Origin of the sequence: Streptomyces sp. NBC_00576 (genome assembly GCF_036345175.1) — a bacterium.
GTDB lineage: Bacteria > Actinomycetota > Actinomycetes > Streptomycetales > Streptomycetaceae > Streptomyces.
Map to the genome: position 1 here is coordinate 3,152,713 of NZ_CP107780.1, position 24,296 is coordinate 3,177,008.

The following is a 24,296-nucleotide window of genomic DNA, read 5'->3' on the forward strand; positions in this document are numbered from 1 at the left end:
CGTTTCACTCGTTCGACGAGTCGCGGGAGGCGGAGAGGTGTCCAGCACAGCCGAAGAGAAGGCGGTCGCGGAACAACGCGCCGTCAAGGAAGGACACCCCACCACCGTGCTGAACGGCGCGCCGCGCGCCGCTCTGCCGGCCGTACCCGTGTGGCCGGGGACACCGATGCCACTGGGCGCACGTTTTCGCACAGGCCCGGACGGGGTGTCGGGCACCAACTTCGCGCTGTGGGCGGGCGGGGCGGAGGCGGTGGAACTGTGCCTGTTCGGAGAGGTGGAGGAGGAGGGTGGGGGCGGTGGCGAGGTGGAGACCCGCGTCCCTCTCACCGAACTGACGCACGAGATCTGGCACGGTTTCGTGCCCGGGGTCATGCCGGGTCAGCGATACGGCTACCGCGTGCACGGTCGCTGGGACCCGTGGACCGGCGCCCGCTGGAATCCGGCGAAGCTGCTCCTGGACCCGTACGCGCGGGCCGTGGACGGCGACTTCGACCTGCCCGCCGAGGTGTACGGGCATGTCCGCGACTGGCCCCAGCAGCAGGTCGCCGACACCGTGCGCGACGACCGCGACTCGGCGCCGTACGTCCCGAAGGGAGTCGTCGTCCACGATGACGCCCCCGACGACGAATGGGTGGACGACCGCCGCCCCAAAACGCCGTGGGCGGACTCGGTGATCTACGAGGTCCACGTCAAGGGCTTCACCAAGCTGCACCCGGGCATCCCGGAGGAACTGCGCGGCACATACGCGGGCCTGGCGCACCCGGCGGCGATCGAACACCTGACGAAGCTGGGCGTGACGGCGGTGGAGCTGCTGCCGGTGCACCAGTTCGCACACGAGGACCACCTCCTGCGCCGGGGCATGAAGAACTACTGGGGCTACAACTCGATCGGCTACTTCGCCCCGCACGCGGGCTACGCGGCGACGGGTACGGCGGGCCAGCAGGTCGGCGAGTTCAAGCGCATGGTGCACGCACTGCACGCGGCGGGCATCGAGGTCATCCTCGACGTGGTCTACAACCACACGGCGGAGGCGGACGAACACGGCCCGACCCTGTCGCTGCGCGGCATAGACAACAGGGGCTACTACCGCCTGCAGAACGACACGCGACGCTACGCCGACTACACGGGCTGCGGAAACACCCTCCACGTGGTCCAGCCGCACGTACTGCGCCTGATCACGGACTCGTTGCGGTACTGGGTGACGGAGATGGGGGTGGACGGCTTCCGGTTCGACCTGGCGGCGGCCCTGGCCCGCTCGATGCACGACGTGGACATGCTCTCCCCCTTCCTGGCGGTCATCGCGCAGGACCCGGTGCTGCGCCGGGTGAAACTGATCGCGGAGCCGTGGGACGTCGGCTCCGGCGGCTACCAGGTCGGCGCGTTCCCACCCCTGTGGACGGAGTGGAACGACCGCTATCGCAACGCGGTACGGGACTTCTGGCGGGGCGCGTTGCCGGACGTACGGGACCTCGGCTACCGCCTGTCGGGGTCGAGCGACCTGTACGCGTGGGGCGGTCGGCGCCCCTACGCCTCGGTCAACTTCGTCACGGCGCACGACGGTTTCACCCTCCGCGACATGGTGTCGTACGAGCGCAAGCACAACGAGGCCAACGGGGAGGGCAACCGGGACGGTACGGACGACAACCGCGCCTGGAACTGCGGCACGGAGGGCGAGACGGACGACGAGCACGTACAGGCGCTGCGGCGACGCCAGTTGAGGAACCTGCTGACAACTCTGCTGCTGTCGACGGGCGTTCCGATGCTGGTCGCGGGCGACGAACTGGGGCGCACCCAGGGGGGCAACAACAACGCGTACTGCCAGGACAACGAGATCAGCTGGGTGGACTGGGGGCTGTTGGAGGAGCCCGGCTGGCGGGCGTTGACCGAACTGACCTCCCGCCTCATCGAGTTGCGGCACCGGCATCCCGTACTGCGCCGACGCGCGTTCTTCTCCGGTCGAGCCCACTCGGCGGACGGGCTGCGGGACCTGGCCTGGTTCACGCCAAGGGGCACGGAGATGACGGAACGCGACTGGTACGCCCCGGCGCCGACTCTGGGCATGTATCTGTCGGGCCGCGACATCCCGGGCCGCGACGCCCGGGGCGCCCCGATCATCGACGACAGCTTCCTCGCGGTACTGCACGCCGGGGACGCCCCGACGAGCTTTGCGCTGCCGGGGGCGCCCTGGGCGGAACGGTACGAGGTCGTCGTCGACACGTCGCGGGAGGAGCAGGGGGAGGCGCCGGGGGTGGGGTATCTGGCGGGGGAGGAAATTCGGGTGCCGGGGCGGGCGGTTTTGTTGCTGCGGGTGGTGGCCCCGGAGTCCTAGCCAGGACGCCGGGGAACAAGTGGCCCGCCGGTCAGACGGCCTTTCCGGGACGGCTGGTCCGGAGGCGTTCCCGGAGGAGGACCAAATGCGTGTGCAGGGTGTCCTCGGCCTCCTCGGCGGTCAAGTGTCCTATGAGCACATGGCTGGTCAGGCCGTCCGCGAGGGCGAGAAGGGCCCGGGCCTCACGCTGCGGATCGAGCGTCGCGGGATCATCGTCGGCCCGGCCGCTCTCGTCGGCCTCCGTGATAAGGCGGACGAGGAGGCCCTGGAGAGCGGCGTAACTGATTCTGAGTTTGGCGGCGAGTGGCTCGCTGACGGCGGCCTGGGCAACGAACGCGAGCCACACCCGTGCCTCGGCGCGGTGCTCTCTGCGGAGCAGGGCGATCTCGGTGGCCGCGTGGCCCAGGACGGTAGCGGCCGACAGGGCCGGACTGCTGGACAGGTGGGCCCGTACACGTTCGGTGATGCGCTCGCCGACGTGGTCGACGGCGAACAGGAGCATCTCCTCCTTGTTGCCGAAGCAACGCTGAACGGCGCCCAGGGAGACCTCCGCTCGGGTGGCGACGTCACGCATGGTCACCCCCTCAGGCCCGTGTTGGTCAGCGAGGAGGCAGACGGCCTCGGCGATCCGTCGGCGTCGGCTCTCGTAGTCCACCTGCTTGGGCATGTTCGGGCGCCTCCTTTTTCCAATACGAGCGTATCGCTTCTGGGTTATGGTTCCGCCGCGAGCCCTTCGACACCTGAATGGGGAGGACAAGAACCGTGCGGGATGCCCTATGGAAGATGCCGGCCGCAGCCCAGGCAGAGGCGGTCCGCCGTGGAGACATATCGGCTGCCGAACTGGTCGACAGCCACCTGGACCGCATCGCCGACGTCAACCCGCAGGTCAACGCGGTCACTCAGCTGATGGCCGAGCGTGCCCGTGAAGCCGCGGCGCGGACGGATTTACGCCGGGCCGCAGGCGAAGAGCTGGGGCCTCTGGCAGGGGTGCCGTTCACGGTGAAGGAGACCACCGCCGTCGAAGGCGTGCCGACCACGATGGGTATCGCGCGCTTCCGCGATCTGGTGGCGACGGCCGACGCACCCCCGGTGGCCCGGCTGCGTGCCGCCGGAGCCATACCGATCGGGCACAGCAACATACCCACCCTGATCCTGGCCGGGATGCACACCCGCAGCGAACTGTTCGGCGACACCGTCAACCCGTGGGACCGGAGCCGGACTCCGGGGGGCACCAGCGGCGGCGACGCAGTGGCCGTAGCCACCGGCATGGCCGCGCTCGGGCTCGGCAACGACTCCGGCGGATCAGTACGGATCCCGGCCTCGTTCTGCGGCGTGGCGGGACTGAAGCCCACCGCCGGGCGATTCCCCGCCGACCACCGTATTCTCGGCCCGGACGACCCAGGACCAGCCTCACAGATGCTGGTCACCGACGGGCCCCTGGCCCGCAGGATCGCCGACCTGCGGCTGGCATACGAGGCGCTGGCCGGGACCGACCCGCGGGACCCGCGGGCCGTACCGGTGCCCGTCCGTGGTGAGCCGCTGCCGGGACCGGTGAAGGTCGCGGTCGTCGCCGATCCCGGCGGCCACGGCGTCCACTCCACGGTCCGCGGTGCTGTCGCGGCCGCGGCCGACGCGCTGCGGGACGCCGGGTACGACGTGCGGGAGATGGCGGACGTTCCGCGGCTGGATGAGGCACTTGAGGCGTACCACCGGATCGTCGTGACCGAATTCGCCCCGACCTGGCCGGTGGTGCGGACACTGCTCGGCGAGGGCGGAGACCGCTACATCGAGATGACGATGGAGAAGACCCCGCCCGCGACCGCGGCGGAGTTCATGCAGCTGATGGGGGTCTGGCTGGGCATCCGCCGCTCCTGGGCGGAGTTCCTCGACGAGTACCCGCTGCTGCTCGGGCCGGTGTTCACAGAGCCGGCCGTCGAGCCGGGGCTGGAGTCACGCGACCAGGCAGGGCGGGACCGAGTCGGCTCGGGCATGCGCCTGTGCACGGTGACCAGCTTCGCGGGCGTACCCGGGGTCGCCGTACCGACCGGAGTGACCGACGGCCTGCCGTCCGGCGTGCAGATCGTCGGGCGCGCGTTCCGGGAGGACCTGTGCCTGGATGCCGCCCAGGAGGTCGAGGACCGCCTCGGAGTGCTCACACCGATCGACCCTCGCCCGGAGGTCCCAGCGGCCACACGGTAGGCAGTCCTACGTCGGTAGGCAGCGAGACGGGCCTCCCATGCGGGGCAGGCGATGTTCGGGATGCTGTCCGTACTGGCAGAGCTCCAGCGCGAACCGATCGTGGCGGACACGAACGACGGGCTCGCCTCAGCGCGGGCCCGAGGGCGGGTCGGCGGGCACCGGCCGAAGCTCACCGAGGACCGGCCCGCGCTCGCCCAACGGCTCTACGACGGGACCGCTTCGGCTCTGCCGGCATCGCAGTGGCGACAGAACGGGCACAGACCCTCGCCTTGTCTTTTATCTTCTGGTGCTTCTGAAGTGGTGCGGGCAGGGTGGGCGCCATGACAGACAGTTCCGACCCTATTCCTGCGGATGTGGATGACCGCCAGGTGATGGAGCGCATCCTCGGTCGTCCTTTGAGCCAGACATGGCCGACTGGTGCGTTGGCGCCGGGTAGCCGGGTCACGGTCATTCGGGACCCGGACTGGGACGGTCCGTGGCAGGTCGAGTTTCCCGGAACGATCAATGCCATGGGTGCGCCTGTACCCAACGAACATGCTCACGCGCTCAGTGGCGAGCTTCTGTACTGGGTCACCTTTGACGCGCCTCAGTACGACAGCGGCGGGGATGGCCCCTATCGCAAGGCCCGGATCTGGGGCCGGTACCTGCGGACGGATCCGCAACCCGAAGCGTAGGCGCGCAACCGAACTGCTCGACATCCTCGGGTACGACACGGTCGACGCGGGACCACTGGCCCTCCCTGAAGCCCGACCCGGCATCGGCAGCCGAGATATGAGCATTCCTGGCGAAGGCGCAGGCAGCCGTCCCTCAACCAACAGGACGCGGCGATCCGGGACCGGCGCTTTTGCCGGCACCGCTCATCCGCGACGGGCCGCTCCTTCGGGCCATACGACCTCGACGGGCAGTCCCGCCTCCTGTGCCTCCAGGACCGTGTCCGCCGTGCCGCCGCCCTTCTCGGTGGGAGGCTCGCCATCCCAGACCACGACGAGTCGGTCGGCGCGCTGGAGCAGGGTCCGGTTGGCGTCCTCGTACGCCGACCGGTCGGCCGCCTCGTGCGGGAGTACGAGCACCTCGTCGGCCGATGCCATGAGGCGGTCGAAGGTCTCGGCGTGGTCCGGCTTGACCTTGTTCTGCCGGTAGTCCTGGGAGGGGATGACCGCGACCAGTCGTCCGCCGAGTTCCAGGACCACCTCCGCGAACAGGGCGTCGGCACCCTTGGCCAGGCAGGAGACGCCGGTCAGTTGGCCGTCAGCACCCTCTCGGTTCCCTCAGCCGGCCAGCACATCGCGGATCATGGTGCGCGCCTCGCTCATGGCCCGGGACGTATTGCGCCTCACTGTGTACGGGTACAACTGGCCGAGCTGCGTTCGCACCCGGTTGGACTGGGTCCGCCCGGCCGCATCGGCGGCAGCACGCGTGCGGTCGACAGCACTGGTGACATCTCCCTGGAGGAAGTGACACTCGGCCAGGCCGATCAGGTCCAGGGCGTGGCTCCGCCCGGCCTCGGGGCCGCGCGTCGCGAGGGCGTGCCGAATGGAGTCGGCGGCGGCGTCGGCGTACTGCCGTGGGTCCTGGCGGGCGAGTTCGAGCAGACGGCCACCGGTTACGCCCGCCAGTTCAGCGGCATCGAAGTAGGCGATCCAGTACGGCTCTTCCAGGGCTTCTGCGTCGCTGAGGGCCTCGGTCGCCTCAGCTGTGGCCCGCCGAAAAGCAGCGCCACGGCCCATAGCCGCGTAGGCCCAAGCCTCACGGGTGTGCAGCATGGCCCGAACACGCGGGCCTGCCGTTACTCCGTACGCCTTTCTGAGCCAGGTGGACAAGCTCCAGGGCGTCTCCAGGACGCTCCCGGCAGAGCATCTGCCGTGCCATGCCCGCCAGTACGTTGGCGCCGAACACCGCATCGCCACCGGCGTGAGCCGCCCGCAGCGCGAGCAGGTAGTACTTCTGGGCCTGCCCCTGCATCCCCGAGTCCCAGGTCATCGTGGCGGCCGTGCCACCGAGATAAGCCATCACACGGAACAAACTCTGTTGCACTGCCGGTGTTTGCTGCTCTTCCAAATGGCCGGCTACTTCGTTGAGTTGCCCGATGACTGCTTTCCGGCGCAAGCCTCCGCCGAATTTGTGGTCCCATGCGCGGAAAGCATGTGCAGTCGCCTCCAGTTCCTGGACTTCACGCTTTCCGAGTCGTCCACGGCGGTCCCGGTCCCGGCCGCGCTCGGCCGGTAAGGCGCAGGCCGGGTGCACGGACGGGCGTGAACTGTGGGGCACGTACCGCCTTGCACGAATCGGCGGAACCTCATGAGTTGGAGGATCGAACGCGTTCCAGGGCGCCCACTGCACCACACCGGCGACGACCGATTGGCGTTACCTTTGCGGTTGTCCCGGAACGGCGAGATCACAGCGGATGTCGAGCTTCTGCTCTCCTTGGCCGAGGCCGAACACCTGCGCGCAGCCTTGTGCCACGCTCTCGACGGCCGCCCCGTGCAACCGTCCGCACCGGATTGCCGGAGATCCATGCAGACCTCCCCCAGCACCGCTCACATTGTGGGCCGCGCCTGAAAACCTGCCCCTGGCCGCCGGCGGAGCCGGGTAATGCGAACAATCATTCTGAATGTCACCTGTGCTGATGATCCCCGGGTGAACGGCGATCACGTGTGCGGTTGCCGTACTACGGTCCGGGATTGTGAAGCTGGTGGTGCAGGTGAAGCTGCTGCCGACGCCCGTGCAGGCGTCGGCGCTGGAGGCGACTCTGCGTGCCTGTAATCGGGCGGCCACGCACGCCTCCACCGTTGCCTCCGCCAAGGGCCTGAAGGACCGCAACAGCCTACAGAAGGAGGTGTACGCGGAGCTGAAGTCGACCTTCGGGCTATCCGCGCAGCCAGCGGTGCGGGCGGTGAAGAAGGTTGTCGACGCCTACACAACCCTGAAGGCCAACCTGCAGGCCGGGAATCTGGGCCTGCCCACCTCCCGGCGTTACCGCAGGGCGGTCAGCTCGCCTATTGTCTTCCGTCCAGAGGCAGCCCAGCCGTTCGATGACCGCTGTCTGTCATGGCAGTACGACGCACGCACTGTCTCTATCTGGACCGTGGACGGGCGTATGAAGGGGATCCGCTACACCGGCTCGCCCGACCAGCTCAAGACCCTCGCGGCGCACCGCAAGGGCGAGAGCGACCTGGTGTGCCGAGGCGGCAAGTGGTTCCTGATCGCCACCTGCGAGATCCCAGATCCGCAAGTGTATGAGCCAGCGGACTGGGTGGGGGTGGACCGGGGCATCGTCAACCTCGCCACCACTAGCGACGGAATCAACCATCAGGGCCGCCGCCTCTCACGGTATCGCCGCTGGCAAGCTCGCAAACGCACCGAACTACAGAAAAAGAACACTCGCTCGGCCCGGCGGCTCCTGACCCGCCGTGCATGCAAGGAGCAGCGTCATGCTACGCATGTGAACCATCGGATTTCCAAGGAGATCGTGTCTGTCGCGCAACGCACCGGTCGAGGGATCGCCGTCGAGGAACTCGGCGGGATCCGCGAGCGGGTACGGCTACGCCGCGACCAGCGGGGCACTCTCTCCTCCTGGCCCTTCCGTCAGCTCGGGCAGCACCTCGCCTACAAGGCCCGTAAGGCCGGGGTGCCGTTTCTTGAGGTGGACGCCGCCTACACCTCACAACGCTGTCCGCGCTGCGGGCACACCGAGCGGGCCAACCGGCCCGACCGGGACCATTTCTCCTGTCGTCGGTGTGGCCTCGCTGGGCCCGCCGACCACGTCGCCGGGGTCAACGTGCGCGACCGCGCACGCTCGGCGTGGGCATTCGTCACCATGCCCGTCCCGCCACCGGTTCAGCCGGAGCGGGAGATGCGACCCGTGACCGTCCTGCCGTAGGGGACAGTCGGGAGCGCGACAAGGTGTGAACGACCGAGTACACACGCTCGGCCGCTCACGGCCGAGAAGATGACCACCCCGCACTGGCCTTGGCTCGCCAAGGGCGACGAGGAGACCGGTGCCGAGATCGCCGCGAAGATCCGGGCCGCGAAACAGGCCCGGGTTGCTCGCCGAGCTGAAGGCCGCGTGGGAGGACATCGCCAACGGGCTCCTGCCTTACCCGAGTCAGCCGACCTCGCCCCGGTTACGCCGACTTAACCGAGGATCCCCCGCTCGTACCCCGTCGCCACCGCCGCCGCCCGGTCCTTCACGCCCAACTTGGTGTACAGGTGGGTCAGATGGGTCTTCACCGTGGCCTCGCTGATGAACAGGACGCGGGCGATCTCCCGGTTCGACGTGCCCTTGGCGACCAGGGCCAGGACTTCGCGTTCGCGGGCCGAGAGGGGCTCGTTGCCCGGGGTGCGGACCGCGGAGACCAGCCGGGAGGCCACCGCCGGGGAGAGGACCGTGCGGCCCTGGGCCGCCGCCCGTACCGCCGTGAAGAGTTCGTCCCTCGGGGCGTCCTTCAGCAGGTAGCCGGTCGCGCCCGCCTCGATCGCGGGGAGGGTGTCGGAGTCCGTGTCGTACGTCGTCAGGACGAGGACCTTCGCCCGGGATCGACGGCGGGCCAGTTCGGCGATCGCGTCGACTCCGCCGCCGCCCGGCATCCGCAGGTCCATCAGGACGACGTCCGGGTCGAGGGTGACGGCCAGTCCCACCGCCTCTACGCCGTTCGACGCCTCACCGAGGACCGCGAACCCGGGCGCCGACTCGAACATGCCGCGCAGGCCGTCCCGTACGACGGGGTGGTCGTCGGCGATCAGCAGGGTGATGGGCGCATCGGAGGGCTCAGTTGTCATGGCGCACCAACGGTACGCGTGCCGAGACCGCCGTGCCCTGGCCCGGCTCGGACTCCACGGTGAGCGCGCCCGCGATGCGTTCCGCGCGGGCGCGCATGCCGTCGAGGCCGAAGCCGCCGGAGCGGGTGCGTTCGCGGACCGCGAGCGGGTCGAAGCCCTCGCCGTCGTCGCGGATGTCGAGGATCACCTCGTCGCCGAGGAAGGTCAGGGTGACGCCGACCCTTGACGCTCGGGCGTGGCGGGAGGCGTTCGACAGGGCTTCCTGGGCGATGCGCAGGAGGGTCGCCGAGAGTTCGGCGTGCAGGTGTTCCGCCGGGCCGGTGACCGTGAACTCGGCGCGGGCGTCCGTTCGTTCGGCCCAGTCCGCGACCGTCTTCTTCAGGGCTTCCGGCAGTCCGTCGTTCTCCAGGGCCACGGGGGCCAGGTTCTGTACGGAACGGCGGGCCTCGCCCAGGCTGTGGCGGGCCAGTTTCATGGCGCGGTCGATGTGTTCGCGCGCCTGGGTCCGGTCGGGGGTGTTCGTCACCACCTGGAGCTGGGCGATGATCCCGGTCAGGCCCTGGGCGATGGTGTCGTGGATCTCGGCGGCCAGCCGGCGCCGTTCGTCCGCGACGCCCGCTTCCCTTGCCTGGTGCAGGAGTTGGGCGTGCAGGGCGGCGTTCTCGTCGAGGGCCTGCTGCAACGCCGTGTTGGTGCGTTCGAGTTCGGTGATGGTGACGGCCCGGTCGCGGGAGCGCTGCTCCTCCTGCTCGGTGGCGTGGGCGACCAGCGCCTGCAGACCGAAGTTGACGACCAGCAGCGCGGCGAACGCGGCCCACTGGACCCCGCTCTCGAACAACAATCCGCCGGCCTGCGCGGCGGCCACGGTGACCGCGCTGGCGAACAGCCCGAGCCGCCGCCACATGCCCGGAATCAGCTCGTCGGCGTCCATGTAGCCGGTGGCGGCGTAGAACGCGAAGAACGGGTTGATCCAGGTGAGCAGGAAGGCGATCGCCCAGCGGACGATGTAGTAAGCCGTCCCCGCCCGGGAAGGGGTCCGGCCACGATCGGCCCGCCGCGAGCGGGTGCCGTGCCACCAGGCCTGGAGCGCGAGCGCGGCGCCGACCAGGGCCCCGGCGGCCTGCCACTCGACGGGGCCGTCGATCAGTTCGGCGGAGACGGCCGCGAGGACGACGCTGACACCGAGCAGCCCGTACGGCCCCCAGATGTGGAGTTGCTCCATGCGCCGGTCGTTCTCTGTGTCCGCCGCGGTCATGTCCCCAGTCTGCACGGACCGCCGACCGTCCCCTACCCCCATTACCCCCATGGCTCCCGCTACTCCCACCGGAACCAGCGCGCTGCGCCGGCCGTCAGCAGTACCGTCCAGGCCACCAGCACGCCCAGGTGGTCCCAGCCGGGCCAGTTCCCCGCCGCCGCCCGGTTCAGTGCCTCGGCCGCCGCGCCGAACGGGGTGCAGCCGACGATCCTGGCCAGCACGTCCGGCATGGTCTGCACCGGCGCCCACAGGCCCGCGCAGAACATCGACGGGAAGAACACTGCCGACCCGATCGCACCCGCGACCTTCGTCGTCCGGGACAGCGCGGAGATCACCGCGCCCAGCGCGAGGGCGACCAGGACGGTCAGGACGAGGGCCAGGGCGTAGCCGAAGGGCTGCCGAGGCAGTCGTACGTCGAAGGCGAACCGGCCCACCGCGAGGGCGAGCAGCGACGAGGTCAGGGCCGCCCCGCCGTACACCAGCATCTGTGCGGAGAGCAGGGCGGCGGGGCGGACCGGGGTGGTGGCCATCCGGCGCAGGATGCCGCGCTCGCGGTAGCCGGTGAGGGTCTGCGGCATGGACTGGAGCCCGCCGACGATCGGACCGAGCAGCACGGCCACCGGTACGTACACGTCGATCGTCCGCAGGCCGCCCAGGTCGGCTTCGGGGTCACTGAAGGAGGGGATCGAGCCGAGGATCACCAGGAGGAGCGTCGGGAACAGCAGGATCCAGAAGAGAGCGCCGGGTTCGCGGCGCAGCAGCCGGATCTCGGTCCTCAGTACGGCGGTGTCGGCGATGGATGTGTTCATGACGCTCATGCCGCCCTGCCTTCTTGAGGTTGTCCCGTGAGGTCGAGGAACGCGTCGTCCAACGTGGCGTCGGTGACACGGAGTTGGTGGGCGGTGACATGGCTGCGGGCGAGGAGGGTGATGACGGCGTTGACGGTCTCGTCGGTGCCGGAGAGGGTGACGCGGCCGTCCCTGTAGTCGACCGACGCGAGCGCCGGAAGCGTGCTCAGGGTGTCCTCGGCCAAGGGCGCGGACGGTGTGAAACTGATCACCGTGGCGCCCGCCGAGCGGCGGATCAGACCGGCCGGGGTGTCCAGGGCGGCGATCCGTCCTTTGTCGATCACGGCGATCCGGTCGCAGAGCCGCTGCGCCTCCTCCATGAAGTGGGTGACGAGGAGGACGGTCACCCCGCTCGCCCGTACGTCCTCGATGAGCTGCCACGTGTCCCGGCGGGCGCGGGGATCGAGGCCTGTCGTCAGTTCGTCGAGGACGACGACCCGGGGGCTGCCGATGAGCGCGAGCGCGATGAACAGGCGCTGTTTCTGGCCACCGGAGAGCTTGCCGAACCTGGCGTCGAGACGGTCGGTCAGGCCGAGGCGCTCGGCCAGCGGGCGCCAGTCGGCCGGGCGTGGATAGAAGGCGGCGTACAGCTCCAGGGCCTCGCGGACGGTCAGCTTGGCCTGCAGTTCGCTCTGCTGGAGCTGGGCGCCCAGGACCCGGCTGGTGGCCTCGTGGTCGGTGACCGGGTCGAGGCCGGCGACCCGGACCCGGCCGCCGTCGGGAACGCGCAGGCCCTCCACGCATTCGACGGTGGTCGTCTTGCCGGCGCCGTTCGGGCCGAGGATGCCGAAGATCTCGCCCTCCTCCACCGCGAAGGAGATGCCGTCCACGACGGGCCGGCCGCCGTAGGACTTGCGCAGTTCGCTTACTTCGATGACGGACATGCAATCAGCGTCGCGCTGCGGGAAGGGTCGGCACATCGGCCGACGCGCTCGGAACGGCATCAGCCGATCGGTTGATGCGCATGTACGACTTCTCGAACATGCAGGTCGTAGGACCTTCGGCCGACCGAGTTCGGGTCAAAACTCGGTAGGCACTGTCAGTGGTGGTCCGTAGGCTCGGTTCGATGTCCACGACACGTGCAACCGCAAAGGACCCCGCGGCCCACGCCGGCCGTTCCGCCGTACGCACTCTGCTGCGACTGTGGCCCTATGTGCGGCCGGTGCGCGCGCGGCTGTTCGCCGCCGCCGTCGTCGCCGTCCTCGCGTCGTGCATGGGGCTGGTGATTCCGCTCGTCCTGAAGTGGATGGTGGACGGGCCGATCGCCGACCATGACTCCCGCGGTGTGTGGTTCGGGGCGCTGTGGCTGCTGCTGCTCGGGGTCGGCGAGGCGCTGCTGTTCGGGCTGCGGCGGTGGCTGGTGGCCCGGCCGCTGGCCGGGGTCGAGGCGGCGATGCGGGCGGGGCTGTACCGGCGGCTCCAGCGGCTGCCGGTCGCCTTCCACGACCGGTGGCCGTCCGGGCAGTTGCTGTCCCGGGCGACGTCGGACCTGCAGCTGCTGCGGATGTTCCTCGCCTTCCCGCTGACGTTCCTGTTCGTCAACGCGGTGACGATCCTGGTCGGCGTGATCATCATGCTGGTCCAGGACTGGTCGCTCGGGCTGGTGATCCTGGGGCCCGCCATCCCCGTACTGATCGTGTGCATCGTCTTCGAGCGGCGCTACCACCTCGTGGCCCGGCGCGCACAGGACCAGGTGGGCGACCTGACGACGGTCGTCGAGGAGAGTGTCCTCGGCATCCGGATCATCAAGGGGTTCGGACGGCACCGCAGTCAGGCGCGGGCGTTCCGTGAGCTGTCGCGGACACTGCGCGGGACCGAACTGCACAAGGCCCGGCTGCTGTCGGCGATCTGGGCGGTGATCGTCACGCTGCCGGAGCTGGCGATCGGGGCGGCGCTCGTGCTGGGGACCGTGCAGGTCGCCGACGGCGATCTGTCGGCCGGCACGCTGGTCGCCTTCCTGTCCACGGCCCTCGCCCTGCGCTGGCCCGTCGACTCCATCGGCTTCCTGCTCGCGATGAGCCAGGACGCGGCCACCGCCACGGAACGGTACTTCGAGGTGATGGACGAGGATCCCGAGGGTGAGGGGAAGGTCGTTCCGGAAGAGGTGGTTCCGGGGGCCGGACCCCCTGCCGCTGTCGCCGATTCCTCGGGCGCCGAGCGTGGACTCCGCTTCCACGACGTCTCCTTCCGGTATCCCGACGCCCCCGCCGACTCCCCGCCCGTCCTCGACCGCGTCGACCTCCGCATCCGTCCCGGCGAGTCCATGGCCCTCGTCGGCACGACCGGCAGCGGCAAGACCACGCTCACCGCGCTCGTCCCCCGACTGCACGAGGTGACCTCGGGGCGCATCACCCTCGACGGGCAGGACATCGCCGCCCTGCCCAGGGAAGAGCTGCGTGCCCTGGTCGCCGTCGCCTTCGAGGAACCCACGCTCTTCTCGGCGAGCGTCGGCGACAACGTCCTCATGGGTGCCGGGGACGAGGCGGGCGAGGCCGAGTTGCGTCACGCGCTCTCCGTGGCGCAGGCCGATTTCGTGCACTCGCTTCCGCAGGGGACGGACACCCAGGTCGGTGAGCAGGGCCTCAGTCTGTCCGGGGGCCAGCGGCAGCGGCTGGCGCTGGCCCGGGCGGTCGTGGGCAAGCCCCGGTTCCTCGTCCTCGACGACCCGCTGTCCGCGCTGGACGTGCACACGGAGGCCGCCGTCGAGGCCGCGCTGCGCCGGGTCCTCGCCGACACCACGGCCCTGATCGTGGCGCACCGCCCGTCCACGGTCCTGCTCGCCGACCGCGTCGCCCTGCTCTCCGGCGGCCGTATCGCCGCCGTGGGCACGCATCACGAACTCCTGCGGACGAACGCCGAGTACGCCTGGCTGATGGCCGGCGCGGACGAGGAGACCGACCGCAGAGACACCCCCCACGGCACCGACAGCACCGACAGCTTCGAGGAGGCCGCCCGATGACGGCGCCCACGACCACCGCGCCGACCCCCGACGACGACCAGCCCGCCAGGCCGGACGCCGAACAGGACGCCAAAGCCGCCCTCACCGATCCCCGATCCCCCTCCTCCTCCCCCGACGACCCCTTCGACCAGGACGACCTCCCCACCCCCAAGGGCGCCACCGCCGCCCTGCTCCGGTCCCTTCTCGCCCCGATGAGGGGGCGCGTCGCCCTCACGGCCGTGCTTCTGCTGTTCCAGCAGGCGGCCGTCCAGGCGGGCCCGCTGCTCGTCGCATACGCCATCGACCGTGCCGTACCGGCCTTCCGCGACCACGACAACGGGCCGCTCGTCGCGGTCGGGGTCGGCTATCTGCTCTGCGCGCTGGCCTCGGGCGGGCTGCAGTACTGGTTCATCTCCGCCGCCGCCCGGGTCAGTCAGGACGCGCTGCTCGATCTGCGCGGGCGTATCTTCCGGCACGCGCAGGCGCTCAGCCTCGACTTCCATGAGCGCTACACCTCGGGCCGGCTGATCTCCCGTTCCACGGCGGACGTCGAGTCGCTGCGCGAGCTGCTGAACGACGGGCTCCAGGAACTCGTCACCATCGCGCTGTCCTTCGCCTACATCTCGGCCGTCCTGCTCTGGCTGGATCTGAGCCTCGGCGCGCTCGCCATCGCCTCCTTCGTGCCGCTGTACCTCCTCGTCCGGCTCTACCGGCGCCGGGCCGGCCGGGTGTACGCGCTTCGGTCCACCGCGATCGCCGCCGTCATCGTCAAGTTCGTCGAGACGATGAACGGCATCCGGCCGGTGCGCGCGTTCCGTCGCGAGGCCCCCAACGACGCGGAGTTCGAGGCTCTCAACCGGCATCACGAGCGGAAGAACGGCGACGCGATCCTGGAGATGGCCCGTTACGTCGTCGGCTCCCGGGTCGTCGCCAACACGGCTGTCGCGGCGCTGGTGTTGTGGGGTGCGCACCGGGTCGCGGACGGTTCGCTGGAGCTGGGTGTGCTGGCCGCCGCCGTGCTGTATCTGCGCCGGCTGTACGACCCGATCGACCGGCTCGGTATGTTCCTCAACTCCTACCAGTCGGCCACCGCCTCCCTGGAGAAGATCTCCGGGCTGCTCGCCCAGGCACCCTCGGTCCCGGAGCCGTCGGCTCCGCGGGAGCTTCCGGTACGTGAGTCCGAGCACCCGGGGCGCGAGGTCGTCTTCGACGGGGTCCGGTTCGCCTATCGCACCGGCGGCGAGGTGCTGCCCCGCTTCGACCTCACCCTCCCGGCCGGGCAGACCGTCGCGGTCGTCGGCTCGACCGGCGCCGGCAAGTCCACCCTGGCCAAGCTGCTCGCCCGCTTCTACGACCCCACCGAGGGACACGTCCTCCTCGACGGCGTCGATCTGCGCGACCTGTCGGGCAGAGACCTGCGGCGCGGGGTCGTGATGGTGACGCAGGAGGCCTTCCTGTTCTCCGGCAGCGTCGCCGACAACATCGCCATCGGCCGCCCGGACGCCGAGCGCGAGGAGATCGAGCGCGCGGCCAAGGCGATCGGCGCCCACGACTTCATCACCACCCTGCCCGACGGCTACGACACGGACGTACGCAAACGAGGTGGCCGTATCTCTGCGGGGCAGCGCCAACTGGTCGCGTTCGCACGGGCGTTGCTCGCCGATCCGGCGGTGCTGATCCTCGACGAGGCGACCAGTTCGCTCGACATCCCGGGTGAACGGGCCGTGCAGCGGGCGATGTCGACGGTACTGAAGGGGCGTACGGCCGTCGTGATCGCGCACCGGCTGTCGACCGTCGAGATCGCCGACCGGGTGCTGGTGATGGAGCACGGACGGGTCGTCGAGGACGGGGCCCCGGCCGAACTCATCGCCGGTACGGGCCGGTTCGCGGATCTGCACCGGGCCTGGCGGGACAGCCTGGCGTGAGCGCGTGAGTTCGTGGGGTCATGAGCACTGGGTACGGGACGGAACGGCACAGCACGGAACGGGGACGACGGGTAAATGATCGACGCGTACGAGGATCCCGGCACGCCCGACTCCCGTGGCCCCGCCCGCTATCTGCTGTGGCTGGTGCGGCAGCAGTGGCGGCGGTGTGCGGTCGGGGCGCTGCTGGGCAGCACCTGGACGACGCTGATGGCACTGTCGCCGTATCTGCTGTCCCGGGCCGTCGATGACGGTCTCGAACCGGGTGACCAGGCCGTGCTGGCCGGCTGGGCGGGCGCGATCCTCGCCGCCGGGACGTTCAGTGCGTGGCTGAGTATCATGCGGCACCGCACGATGACCCGGGTCCGGATGGACGCCAACTTCCGTACGGTCAAGGTCGTGATCGGGCAGGCCGTGCGGCTGGGGGCCGCGCTGCCCCGGCAGGTCGGGGCCGGGGAGGTCGTGACGATCGGCGTCGGTGACGTGCAGACGATCGCCCAGTCGCTGACGTTCGTCGGGCCGGGTGTCGGCGCGATCGTCTCCTACAGCGTGGTCGCCGGACTGCTGCTGTCGGTGTCACCGACGCTCGCCGCCGTGATCCTGCTCGGCGTGCCCGTGGTCGCCGTCCTCGTCGGGCCGTTGCTCGGCCGGCTGCAGGGAGTGGAGTCGTCGTACCGGGAGCGTCAGGGCGTCCTGACCGCCCGGATCGGGGACCTCTCGGGCGGACTGCGCGTCCTCAACGGGCTCGGCGGCAAAGGGCTGTTCGCCGACGCCTTCCGGCGTGACTCGCGCCGCCTCCAGGAGCAGGGGTACCGGGTCGGGGCGGTGAGCAGCTGGATCCAGGCGCTCGGGGTCGGGCTGCCGACGCTGTTCCTGGCCCTGGTGACCTGGCTCGCGGCCCGGCTCGCCGCCCAAGGGTCGATCAGCGTGGGCGAGTTGGTGTCGGTGTACGGCTATGTCGCCGTGCTGATCATGCCGGTGGCGTTCTTCATCGAGTGCGGTTTCCAGATCAGCCGGGCCCTGGTGGCCGCCCGGCGGGTCGTACGGTTCCTGGCGCTCGACCCCGACGACGACAGCAGCGGCGGCGGTGGCCGGGGCTTGGACGCGCCCGCGTCGCCGTCCGCACTCCACGACCCCGACTCCGGCGTGAGAGTCGTACCGGGGCGGCTGACCGCGCTCGCCGGTGCCCGGCCCGGCGATGCCTCCGCCGTCGTCGACCGGCTCGGCCGGTTCGCGCCGTCGGCGGCGACCTGGGGCAGCGTACGGCTCGACGAGATCGCCCTCGCCCAGGTGCGCGCCCGCATCCTGGTCGCCGACAACGAGGCCGACCTGTTCGCCGGGACCCTGCGCGAACTGGTCTCCGGGCGCGGGGAGCACGGCGAGGAGGCCATCGCGCGGGCGGTGCGCGCGGCCGTCGCCGACGACATCGTCCTCGGGCTGCCGGACGGGCTGGACTCGGCGATCGACGCGCAGGGCCGCAACCTCTCCGGCGGGCAGCGGCAGCGCGTACGGCTGGTGCGGGCGCTGCTCGCCGACCCGGAGGTGCTGCTCGCCGTCGAGCCGACGTCGGCGCTGGACGCGCACACCGAGGCCGCCGTCGCGGACCGGCTGCGCGCCGAGCGCGGCGAGCGCACGGACCGTACGACCGTCGTGGCGTCCACATCGCCCCTGCTGCTGGACCGGGCGGACACCGTGTACTACCTCATCGACGGCAAGGCGGCGGCCGTCGGCAGCCACCAGCGCCTGCTCGCGGAGGAACCGGGATACCGGGCCCTGGTGGCACGCGACGCGGACGAGATCGACGAGGAAGGCCGGCAGGACCGGCAGGACCTGGCCGGCGAAGAGGGCCTGGAGAACATCGAGGAGTCCGTACGGTGAGTGCCCAACTGCCCATCGCCACCGCGGCCGACGTCCGCCGGGCCGCCGTTCGGCTGATCCGTGCCGACAGTCGTGCCTTCGTCGCGCTCCTGTTGCTGAACTCGCTGGCCGCCGGGGCCGGGCTCGTCGCGCCGTGGCTGCTCGGGCGGATCATCGACGAGGTGCGGGCGGGCGCCGGGGTCTCGGCCGTGGACCGGCTCGGGCTGGTCATCGTGGTGTGCGCGGTGGCCCAGTTGCTGCTGGCGCGCTGGGCGCGGTACGTGGGGTACCGGTTCGGGGAGCGGACGCTCTCGCGGGTGCGGGAGGAGTTCGTCGACCGGGCGCTCGCGCTGCCCGCGTCGGTGGTGGAGCGGGCCGGGACCGGCGATCTGACGGCCCGGGGAACGGCCGACGTCAGCACGGTCGGCACGACGTTGCGCGATGCGGGGCCGGAACTGCTGATCGCCTCGGTGCAGTGTCTGTTCATCGTCGGCGCCGTGTTCGCGCTCGATCCGCTGCTCGGCCTGTCCGCGGTGCTCGCGCAGGCCGGCATCTGGTTCGCGCTGCGCTGGTATCTGCGCCGGGCGCGTACCGCGTATCTCGCCGAGGGGTCCGCCAACTCCGAGGTGGCTGAAATTCTCGCGGCGACCGCCTCGGGCGCGCGCACGGTCGAGGCGTTCGGGCTTGAGGAGCGGCGGGTCGCGGTGAGCCGGGAGGCGCTGGACGACTCCCGGCGCCGGCGCCTGCACACGCTGTATCTGCGGACCGTGTTCTTTCCGCCGGTGGAGGTGTCGTACGTCCTTCCCGTGGTCGTCGTGCTGGTGGTGGGCGGTGCGTTGCACGGGCAGGGGACGATCAGTCTGGGCGCGGTCGTGGCGGCTGCCCTGTATCTGCGGCAGTTGGAGGCGCCTCTCGACGAGGTGCTCACGTGGATGGAGCAACTGCAGAGCAGCAGTGCCTCGTTCGCGCGGGTGGAGGGGCTCGGTCGGGCGCCCAGGGGCGGGTCCGAGGCGTCGCCGGTGCCGGTGGGCGACCGGATCGACGTGACCGGGGTTCGGTATGCGTACGACCGTGGGGGCGAGGTGCTGCGCGGGGTCGATCTGACGGTGCGGCCGGGTGAACGGCTTGCGGTGGTGGGGCCGTCGGGGGCGGGCAAGACGACGCTGTGCCGGTTGCTCGCGGGCATCGACGAGCCGCGTTCGGGCACGGTGACAGTGGGCGGCGTACCGATCGCCTCGCTCGGGCCCGAGGAGCTGCGGCGCCAGGTCGTGCTGGTGACGCAGGAGCACCACGTCTTCCTGGGCACGGTCCGGGACAATCTCCTCATCGCCGAACCGGCCGCCACCGACGCCGAGTTGTGGGCGGCTCTGGCCGCTGTCGGCGCCGCCGACTGGGTGCGTGAGATGCCGGCCGGGCTGGACACCGAGCTCGGTCCCGACGGGGAGTCGACCGACGGTTCAGGGGCCCAGCAACTGGCCTTGGCCCGCGTCGTGTTGGCGGACCCGCACACGTTGATCCTGGACGAGGCGACGGCGTTGCTCGATCCGACGACCGCGCGTCACACGGAGCGCGCGTTGGCCGCCGTACTCGAAGGGCGGACGGTGATCGCGATCGCGCACCGGCTGCACACGGCGCACGACGCGGACCGGGTGGCCGTGATGGAGGAGGGACGTCTCACCGAACTCGGCACGCACGAGGGGCTGGTGGCGGCGGGCGGGGCGTACGCGGCGCTGTGGCGGTCGTGGCACGGGGAGCAGCAGGCGACTTCTATGGCAAAAGATTGAATAGCCCGTATAGCGAACATGACCAACCGGACAACGAACCTTTTCCAGCCAACTTGTTGACGCGGTCCTGACAGCGTACGGCCCTGCCTGCCACTCTTCCCACGGCACCTTCACAGCGGCTCCACAGCCACACCGCTGTGTTCTTCGCCGCGCATCCGCACGCACCTGTTCTGCCCCGGACGGACGACCACCGTTCGGTCCCCCCTGGCCACTCGACCAGTGGCCAAGCAGAAGGAGTCAGTGTTGAGACGCCAGTCCCACAGACGCGCCCCCCACGCCACCTCCACCGAGTTCTCCCGCGCCACCCAGCGACGGGTCGCCACCGGCGCCCTCGTCGCGGTAACCGCCCTACTGGCAGCGGCAGTTCAGTCCGGTGCCGCCACTGCAGCCCCGGAGAAGGCACCGTCGGCCGCGGGCAAGGTCATACCGGGCGCGGAGTCCGTCAAGCTGTCCCCCGCCCAGCGCGCCGCGCTGATGGCCGAGGCCAACGCGACCAAGGCGGAGACGGCCGAGGAACTCGGCCTGGGCGCCAAGGAGAAGCTCGTCGTCCGTGACGTCCTCAAGGACGGCGACGGCACCGTGCACACGCGCTACGAGCGCACGTACGACGGACTCCCCGTCCTCGGCGGCGACCTGGTGGTCGACACCGCCAAGTCGGGCGCCACGGAAGGCGTCGTGAAGGCGTCGCGGGCCACCATCAAGGTGGCGACGACGACAGCCTCGCTGCCCGTCGCGAAGGCGGAGAAGCAGGCGCTGACCGCCGCGAAGGCGGAGTCGAAGAGCCCGAAGCTCAGCAAGGAGCCCAGGAAGGTCGTCTGGGCCGGCTCCGGCGCCCCGGTGCTCGCCTACGAGACGGTCGTCGGCGGCCTCCAGCACGACGGCACCCCGAACGAGCTGCACGTCATCACCGACGCGGCCACCGGCAAGAAGCTCTTCGAGTACCAGGGCGTCGAGACCGGCACCGGCAACACGGTGTACAGCGGCTCGGTCGACCTCACCACCACGCAGTCGGGTTCGACGTACAACCTGACCGACGGCGCGCGCGGCAGCCACAAGACGTACAACCTGAACCGCGGCTCCTCCGGCACCGGCACCCTCTTCTCGGGCCCGGACGACGTCTGGGGCAACGGCCTCGCGTCCAACCTGGAGTCGGCCGGCGCCGACGCCCACTACGGCGCGGCGCTGACCTGGGACTACTACAAGAACGTCCAGGGCCGCTCGGGCATCAAGGGCAACGGCGTGGGCGCGTACTCGCGCGTCCACTACGGCAACGCGTACGTCAACGCCTTCTGGCAGGACGCCTGCTTCTGCATGACGTACGGCGACGGGTCGGGCAACGCCAACCCGCTGACCTCGATCGACGTGGCCGGCCACGAGATGACGCACGGCGTCACCGCCAACACGGCGGGCCTCAACTACAGCGGTGAGTCCGGCGGTCTCAACGAGGCCACCTCGGACATCTTCGGCACCGCGGTCGAGTTCTACGCGAACAACTCCTCCGACGTCGGTGACTACCTCATCGGCGAGGAGATCAACATCAACGGCGACGGCACGCCGTTGCGTTACATGGACAAGCCGAGCAAGGACGGTGCGTCCAGGGACAGCTGGTCCTCCAGCCTGGGCGGCCTCGACGTGCACTACTCGTCGGGTCCCGCGAACCACTTCTTCTACCTGCTGAGCGAGGGCAGCGGCGCCAAGACCATCAACGGCGTCAGCTACAACTCGTCCACCTCGGACGGGCTCGCGGTGACCGGCATCGGCCGGGACAAGGCGGAGAAGATCTGGTTCCGCGCGCTCACCACGAAGTTCACGTCGACCACCAACTACGCGGCGGCCCGTACCGGCACCCTCGCGGCGGCCGGTGAGCTGTACGGCACGACGAGCGCCGAGTACACGGCCGTGCAGAACGCGTGGGCCGGTATCAACGTCGGTACGCGTCCCGGCGGTGGTGGCGGTGGCACCGGCACCTCCTTCGAGTCCGCGACCGCAGTATCGATTCCGGACAACGGTGCCGCCGTGACCTCGTCGCTCGCGGTCACCGGCATCACCGGCAACGCGCCGACCAACCTGGTCGTCACGCCGAACATCACGCACACCTGGCGCGGCGACCTCGTCGTGGATCTGGTGGCGCCGGACGGCTCGGTCTACAACCTGAAGCCGTTCAGCTCCTCGGACTCGGCGGACGACGTGAGCGAGCCGTTCACGGTCAACGCCTCCTCCGAGGTCGCCAACGGGACCTGGCAGTTGAGGGTCCAGGACAAGGCGGCGCAGGACACCGGCAGGATCAACGGCTGGAAGATCACCTTCCCGTCGGCCTGAACACACAGCGACTGAGGGCCCGTTCGAGCACCGTTCAGGACCCGTGAGCGGCAGGGCGTCGCCCCGGTGGATCAACTCACCGGGGCGGCGCCGTCTTTACCGCTCCCGTACTGCGCTTTTGTTGGCACCGTGCCAGATCTTTGTTGTCGCTTTACCAAGATCGCGTCGTGTTACATGCACGAAATGTTCACCCGGCAGTCGATTTTCAGCCAACATCACTTTGGGGTCATGACATGTACGCGCCCCCAATGTCACTCTTCCACCGCACGCCGCAGTAGCACTCCAGCTCCACAAGTACTTCCGGTCGATCACCCCAAGACCGCCCGGAACCCCCACAAAAGGAGTCCGCGTGACCCCCCTCTACGCGCGTCACAAGCGCACCACTCTGGCCATCGCCACCGCCGTCGCGGCCGGAGCCCTCATCACCACCGGTCTGACCACCGGTGCCTCCGCGGAGAGCGAGCCGGCCGGTACCACGGCCAAGGCCGCCGCGGTGCCGATCACGCTGTCCCCCGCGACGCGCACGGCCCTCATCAAGGAAGCCGCGGCCGAAGCCCCGGCGACCGCCGACGAGATAGGTCTCGGCGCCAAGGAGAAGCTCGTCGTCCGTGACGTCATCAAGGACGCCGACGGCACCCTGCACACCCGCTACGAGCGCACCTACGCGGGCCTGCCGGTCCTCGGCGGCGACCTCGTCGTGCACGAGAACGCGGCCGGCGTGACCAAGGGCGTGACCAGAGCGCACAACGCCGCCATCAAGGTCACCGACCTCACTCCCGAGGTCACCCCGGCCGCCGTCGAGAAGCAGGCCGTCACCCTCGCCAAGAAGGCCGGCTCCGCCAAGTCGGAGGCGGCCGGCGCCCCCCGCAAGGTGATCTGGGCCGCCTCGGGCACCCCGACCCTCGCCTACGAGACCGTCGTCGGCGGCCTCCAGGAGGACGGCACCCCGAACGAGCTGCACGTCATCACCGACGCGGCCACCGGCAAGAAGCTGTACGAGTACCAGGGCATCGAGACCGGCACCGGCAAGAGCCTGTACTCCGGCACCGTCTCCCTGACCACGACGCTGTCGGGCTCGACGTACCAGCTGACCGACGGCACGCGCGGCGGCCACAAGACGTACAACAAGGCGCACGCCACCAGCTCGTCCGCCGGCACCCTGTTCACGGACGCCGACGACACCTGGGGCACCGGCGCGGCCTCCAGCTCGACCGCCGACCAGACCGCGGCCGTCGACGCCGCCTACGGCGCGCAGAAGACGTGGGACTTCTACAAGGACACGTTCGGCCGCTCCGGCATCAAGAACAACGGTGTCGCCGCGTACTCCCGCGTCCACTACGGCAACGCGTACGTCAACGCGTTCTGGGACGACAGCTGCTTCTGCATGACGTACGGCGACGGCGACGGCAACACGCACCCGCTGACCTCGCTGGACGTGGCCGGCCACGAGATGACCCACGGCGTCACCTCCAACACGGCGGGCCTGAACTACTCGGGCGAGTCCGGCGGCCTGAACGAGGCGACGTCCGACATCTTCGGCACGGCGGTCGAGTTCTACGCGGCGAACTCCTCCGACGTCGGTGACTACCTCATCGGCGAGGAGATCGACATCAACGGCGACGGCTCGCCGCTGCGCTACATGGACAAGCCGAGCAAGGACGGCGGGTCCAAGGACAGCTGGTCCTCCACCCTGGGCAACCTCGACGTGCACTACTCGTCGGGTCCCGCGAACCACTTCTTCTACCTCCTCTCCGAGGGCAGCGGCGCGAAGACGATCAACGGGGTCAGCTACAACTCCCCGACGTCCAACAGCACCACGATCACCGGCATCGGCCGCGCCAAGGCCGTCCAGATCTGGTACAAGGCGCTGACCACGTACATGACGTCGACGACCAACTACAAGGGCGCCCGCACGGCGACCCTGTCGGCGGCCTCGGCCCTGTACGGCGCCAGCAGCACCGAGTACGCGGCGGTGAACGCGGCCTGGGCGGCGGTCAACGTCAAGGCGTGACGAGTGACGAGTGACACGTGCCGCTCGGCATGAGCGGTGAGTGAGCAGGTGACCG

General features: G+C 70.1%; 17 protein-coding genes and 2 pseudogenes. 11 read left to right on the forward strand and 8 right to left on the reverse strand.

What is annotated here, in order from left to right; translation table 11 throughout:
- The first annotated feature begins 37 nt into the window (after window positions 1-37).
- On the forward strand, window positions 38-2,329 hold the full coding sequence (glgX, locus tag OG734_RS13055) for a glycogen debranching protein GlgX (RefSeq protein WP_330287655.1): 2,292 nt from the start codon (window positions 38-40) through the stop codon (window positions 2,327-2,329).
- Between the two features lie 31 nt (window positions 2,330-2,360).
- Here glgX and OG734_RS13060 read toward each other — a convergent pair whose 3' ends face one another.
- Window positions 2,361-2,996: a TetR/AcrR family transcriptional regulator gene (locus OG734_RS13060; protein WP_330287656.1), complete on the reverse strand. Its 636-nt coding sequence runs from the start codon at window positions 2,994-2,996 to the stop codon at window positions 2,361-2,363.
- A 77-nt stretch (window positions 2,997-3,073) separates the two neighbouring features.
- Between OG734_RS13060 and OG734_RS13065 the strand changes: the two genes are divergently transcribed.
- From OG734_RS13065 to OG734_RS13075, 3 genes and pseudogenes are all read left to right on the forward strand, one after another.
- Window positions 3,074-4,528, forward strand: coding sequence for an amidase (locus tag OG734_RS13065; protein ID WP_330287657.1), 1,455 nt, complete (start codon window positions 3,074-3,076; stop codon window positions 4,526-4,528).
- A 45-nt stretch (window positions 4,529-4,573) separates the two neighbouring features.
- Window positions 4,574-4,852: pseudogene (locus tag OG734_RS13070) on the forward strand (hypothetical protein); the annotation flags it as partial.
- Window positions 4,849-5,202 carry a ferrous iron transport protein A gene (locus OG734_RS13075; protein ID WP_330287658.1) on the forward strand — a complete coding sequence of 118 codons (354 nt, stop codon included), beginning with the start codon at window positions 4,849-4,851 and terminating at the stop codon, window positions 5,200-5,202. The pseudogene OG734_RS13070 and the gene OG734_RS13075, both read left to right, overlap by 4 nt.
- A 183-nt stretch (window positions 5,203-5,385) precedes the next feature.
- On the opposite strand, the pseudogene OG734_RS13080 reads toward OG734_RS13075, so the two are convergent.
- The 3 genes and pseudogenes from OG734_RS13080 to OG734_RS13090 form a co-directional block, all read right to left on the reverse strand.
- Window positions 5,386-5,769 (reverse strand): annotated as a pseudogene (locus OG734_RS13080) (hypothetical protein); the annotation flags it as partial.
- A gap of 27 nt (window positions 5,770-5,796) precedes the next feature.
- The gene (locus OG734_RS13085; RefSeq protein WP_330287659.1) at window positions 5,797-6,291 is read right to left on the reverse strand and encodes a hypothetical protein; all 495 of its coding nucleotides are present in this window, start codon (window positions 6,289-6,291) and stop codon (window positions 5,797-5,799) included.
- On the reverse strand, window positions 6,275-6,538 hold the full coding sequence (locus OG734_RS13090) for a hypothetical protein (protein WP_330287660.1): 264 nt from the start codon (window positions 6,536-6,538) through the stop codon (window positions 6,275-6,277). The genes OG734_RS13085 and OG734_RS13090 overlap by 17 nt, the downstream gene beginning before the upstream one ends.
- Before the next feature lie 673 nt (window positions 6,539-7,211).
- On the opposite strand from OG734_RS13090, the gene OG734_RS13095 reads away from it, so the two are divergent.
- Window positions 7,212-8,408 (forward strand): RNA-guided endonuclease InsQ/TnpB family protein, encoded by a 1,197-nt coding sequence (locus OG734_RS13095; protein ID WP_330287661.1) that lies wholly within the window; start codon window positions 7,212-7,214, stop codon window positions 8,406-8,408.
- A 254-nt stretch (window positions 8,409-8,662) separates the two neighbouring features.
- Here OG734_RS13095 and OG734_RS13100 read toward each other — a convergent pair whose 3' ends face one another.
- Genes OG734_RS13100 through OG734_RS13115 form a run of 4 tightly spaced genes read right to left on the reverse strand, consistent with a single transcriptional unit; the run spans window position 8,663 to window position 12,294 of the window.
- Window positions 8,663-9,307 carry a response regulator transcription factor gene (locus OG734_RS13100; RefSeq protein ID WP_330287662.1) on the reverse strand — a complete coding sequence of 215 codons (645 nt, stop codon included), beginning with the start codon at window positions 9,305-9,307 and terminating at the stop codon, window positions 8,663-8,665.
- On the reverse strand, window positions 9,297-10,562 hold the full coding sequence (locus OG734_RS13105) for a sensor histidine kinase (RefSeq protein ID WP_330287663.1): 1,266 nt from the start codon (window positions 10,560-10,562) through the stop codon (window positions 9,297-9,299). The genes OG734_RS13100 and OG734_RS13105 overlap by 11 nt, the downstream gene beginning before the upstream one ends.
- Before the next feature lie 59 nt (window positions 10,563-10,621).
- Window positions 10,622-11,371 carry an ABC transporter permease gene (locus OG734_RS13110; protein WP_330293646.1) on the reverse strand — a complete coding sequence of 250 codons (750 nt, stop codon included), beginning with the start codon at window positions 11,369-11,371 and terminating at the stop codon, window positions 10,622-10,624.
- 5 nt (window positions 11,372-11,376) lie between these two features.
- Window positions 11,377-12,294, reverse strand: a complete 918-nt coding sequence (locus OG734_RS13115) for an ABC transporter ATP-binding protein (protein WP_330287664.1) — start codon at window positions 12,292-12,294, stop codon at window positions 11,377-11,379.
- A gap of 182 nt (window positions 12,295-12,476) precedes the next feature.
- On the opposite strand from OG734_RS13115, the gene OG734_RS13120 reads away from it, so the two are divergent.
- The 6 genes from OG734_RS13120 to OG734_RS13145 all read left to right on the forward strand — a co-directional run bounded on the left by OG734_RS13120 (window position 12,477) and on the right by OG734_RS13145 (window position 24,241).
- Window positions 12,477-14,369 (forward strand): ABC transporter ATP-binding protein, encoded by a 1,893-nt coding sequence (locus tag OG734_RS13120; protein ID WP_330287665.1) that lies wholly within the window; start codon window positions 12,477-12,479, stop codon window positions 14,367-14,369.
- Window positions 14,366-16,273: an ABC transporter ATP-binding protein gene (locus OG734_RS13125; protein ID WP_330287666.1), complete on the forward strand. Its 1,908-nt coding sequence runs from the start codon at window positions 14,366-14,368 to the stop codon at window positions 16,271-16,273. Before OG734_RS13120 ends, OG734_RS13125 begins: the two co-directional genes overlap by 4 nt.
- Before the next feature lie 75 nt (window positions 16,274-16,348).
- Window positions 16,349-18,148: an ABC transporter ATP-binding protein gene (locus OG734_RS13130; RefSeq protein WP_330287667.1), complete on the forward strand. Its 1,800-nt coding sequence runs from the start codon at window positions 16,349-16,351 to the stop codon at window positions 18,146-18,148.
- Entirely contained in the window at window positions 18,145-19,911 is a 1,767-nt protein-coding gene (locus OG734_RS13135; protein ID WP_330287668.1) for an ABC transporter ATP-binding protein, read from the forward strand. Before OG734_RS13130 ends, OG734_RS13135 begins: the two co-directional genes overlap by 4 nt.
- A 240-nt stretch (window positions 19,912-20,151) precedes the next feature.
- Window positions 20,152-22,230 carry a M4 family metallopeptidase gene (locus tag OG734_RS13140; RefSeq protein WP_330287669.1) on the forward strand — a complete coding sequence of 693 codons (2,079 nt, stop codon included), beginning with the start codon at window positions 20,152-20,154 and terminating at the stop codon, window positions 22,228-22,230.
- Between the two features lie 349 nt (window positions 22,231-22,579).
- The gene (locus OG734_RS13145; protein WP_330287670.1) at window positions 22,580-24,241 is read left to right on the forward strand and encodes a M4 family metallopeptidase; all 1,662 of its coding nucleotides are present in this window, start codon (window positions 22,580-22,582) and stop codon (window positions 24,239-24,241) included.
- The last annotated feature ends 55 nt before the right edge of the window (window positions 24,242-24,296 follow it).

Bases quoted from the DNA above. Each gene is read 5' to 3' on its own strand.
- OG734_RS13060 (WP_330287656.1), bottom strand. From the start codon at position 2,996: ATGCCCAAGCAGGTGGACTACGAGAGCCGACGCCGACGGATCGCCGAG.
- OG734_RS13065 (WP_330287657.1), top strand. From the start codon at position 3,074: ATGGGGAGGACAAGAACCGTGCGGGATGCCCTATGGAAGATGCCGGCC.
- OG734_RS13075 (WP_330287658.1), top strand. From the start codon at position 4,849: ATGACAGACAGTTCCGACCCTATTCCTGCGGATGTGGATGACCGCCAG.
- OG734_RS13085 (WP_330287659.1), bottom strand. From the start codon at position 6,291: ATGCTGCACACCCGTGAGGCTTGGGCCTACGCGGCTATGGGCCGTGGC.
- OG734_RS13090 (WP_330287660.1), bottom strand. From the start codon at position 6,538: ATGGCTTATCTCGGTGGCACGGCCGCCACGATGACCTGGGACTCGGGG.
- OG734_RS13100 (WP_330287662.1), bottom strand. From the start codon at position 9,307: ATGACAACTGAGCCCTCCGATGCGCCCATCACCCTGCTGATCGCCGAC.
- OG734_RS13105 (WP_330287663.1), bottom strand. From the start codon at position 10,562: ATGACCGCGGCGGACACAGAGAACGACCGGCGCATGGAGCAACTCCAC.
- OG734_RS13110 (WP_330293646.1), bottom strand. From the start codon at position 11,371: ATGAACACATCCATCGCCGACACCGCCGTACTGAGGACCGAGATCCGG.
- OG734_RS13115 (WP_330287664.1), bottom strand. From the start codon at position 12,294: ATGTCCGTCATCGAAGTAAGCGAACTGCGCAAGTCCTACGGCGGCCGG.
- OG734_RS13120 (WP_330287665.1), top strand. From the start codon at position 12,477: ATGTCCACGACACGTGCAACCGCAAAGGACCCCGCGGCCCACGCCGGC.
- OG734_RS13125 (WP_330287666.1), top strand. From the start codon at position 14,366: ATGACGGCGCCCACGACCACCGCGCCGACCCCCGACGACGACCAGCCC.
- OG734_RS13130 (WP_330287667.1), top strand. From the start codon at position 16,349: ATGATCGACGCGTACGAGGATCCCGGCACGCCCGACTCCCGTGGCCCC.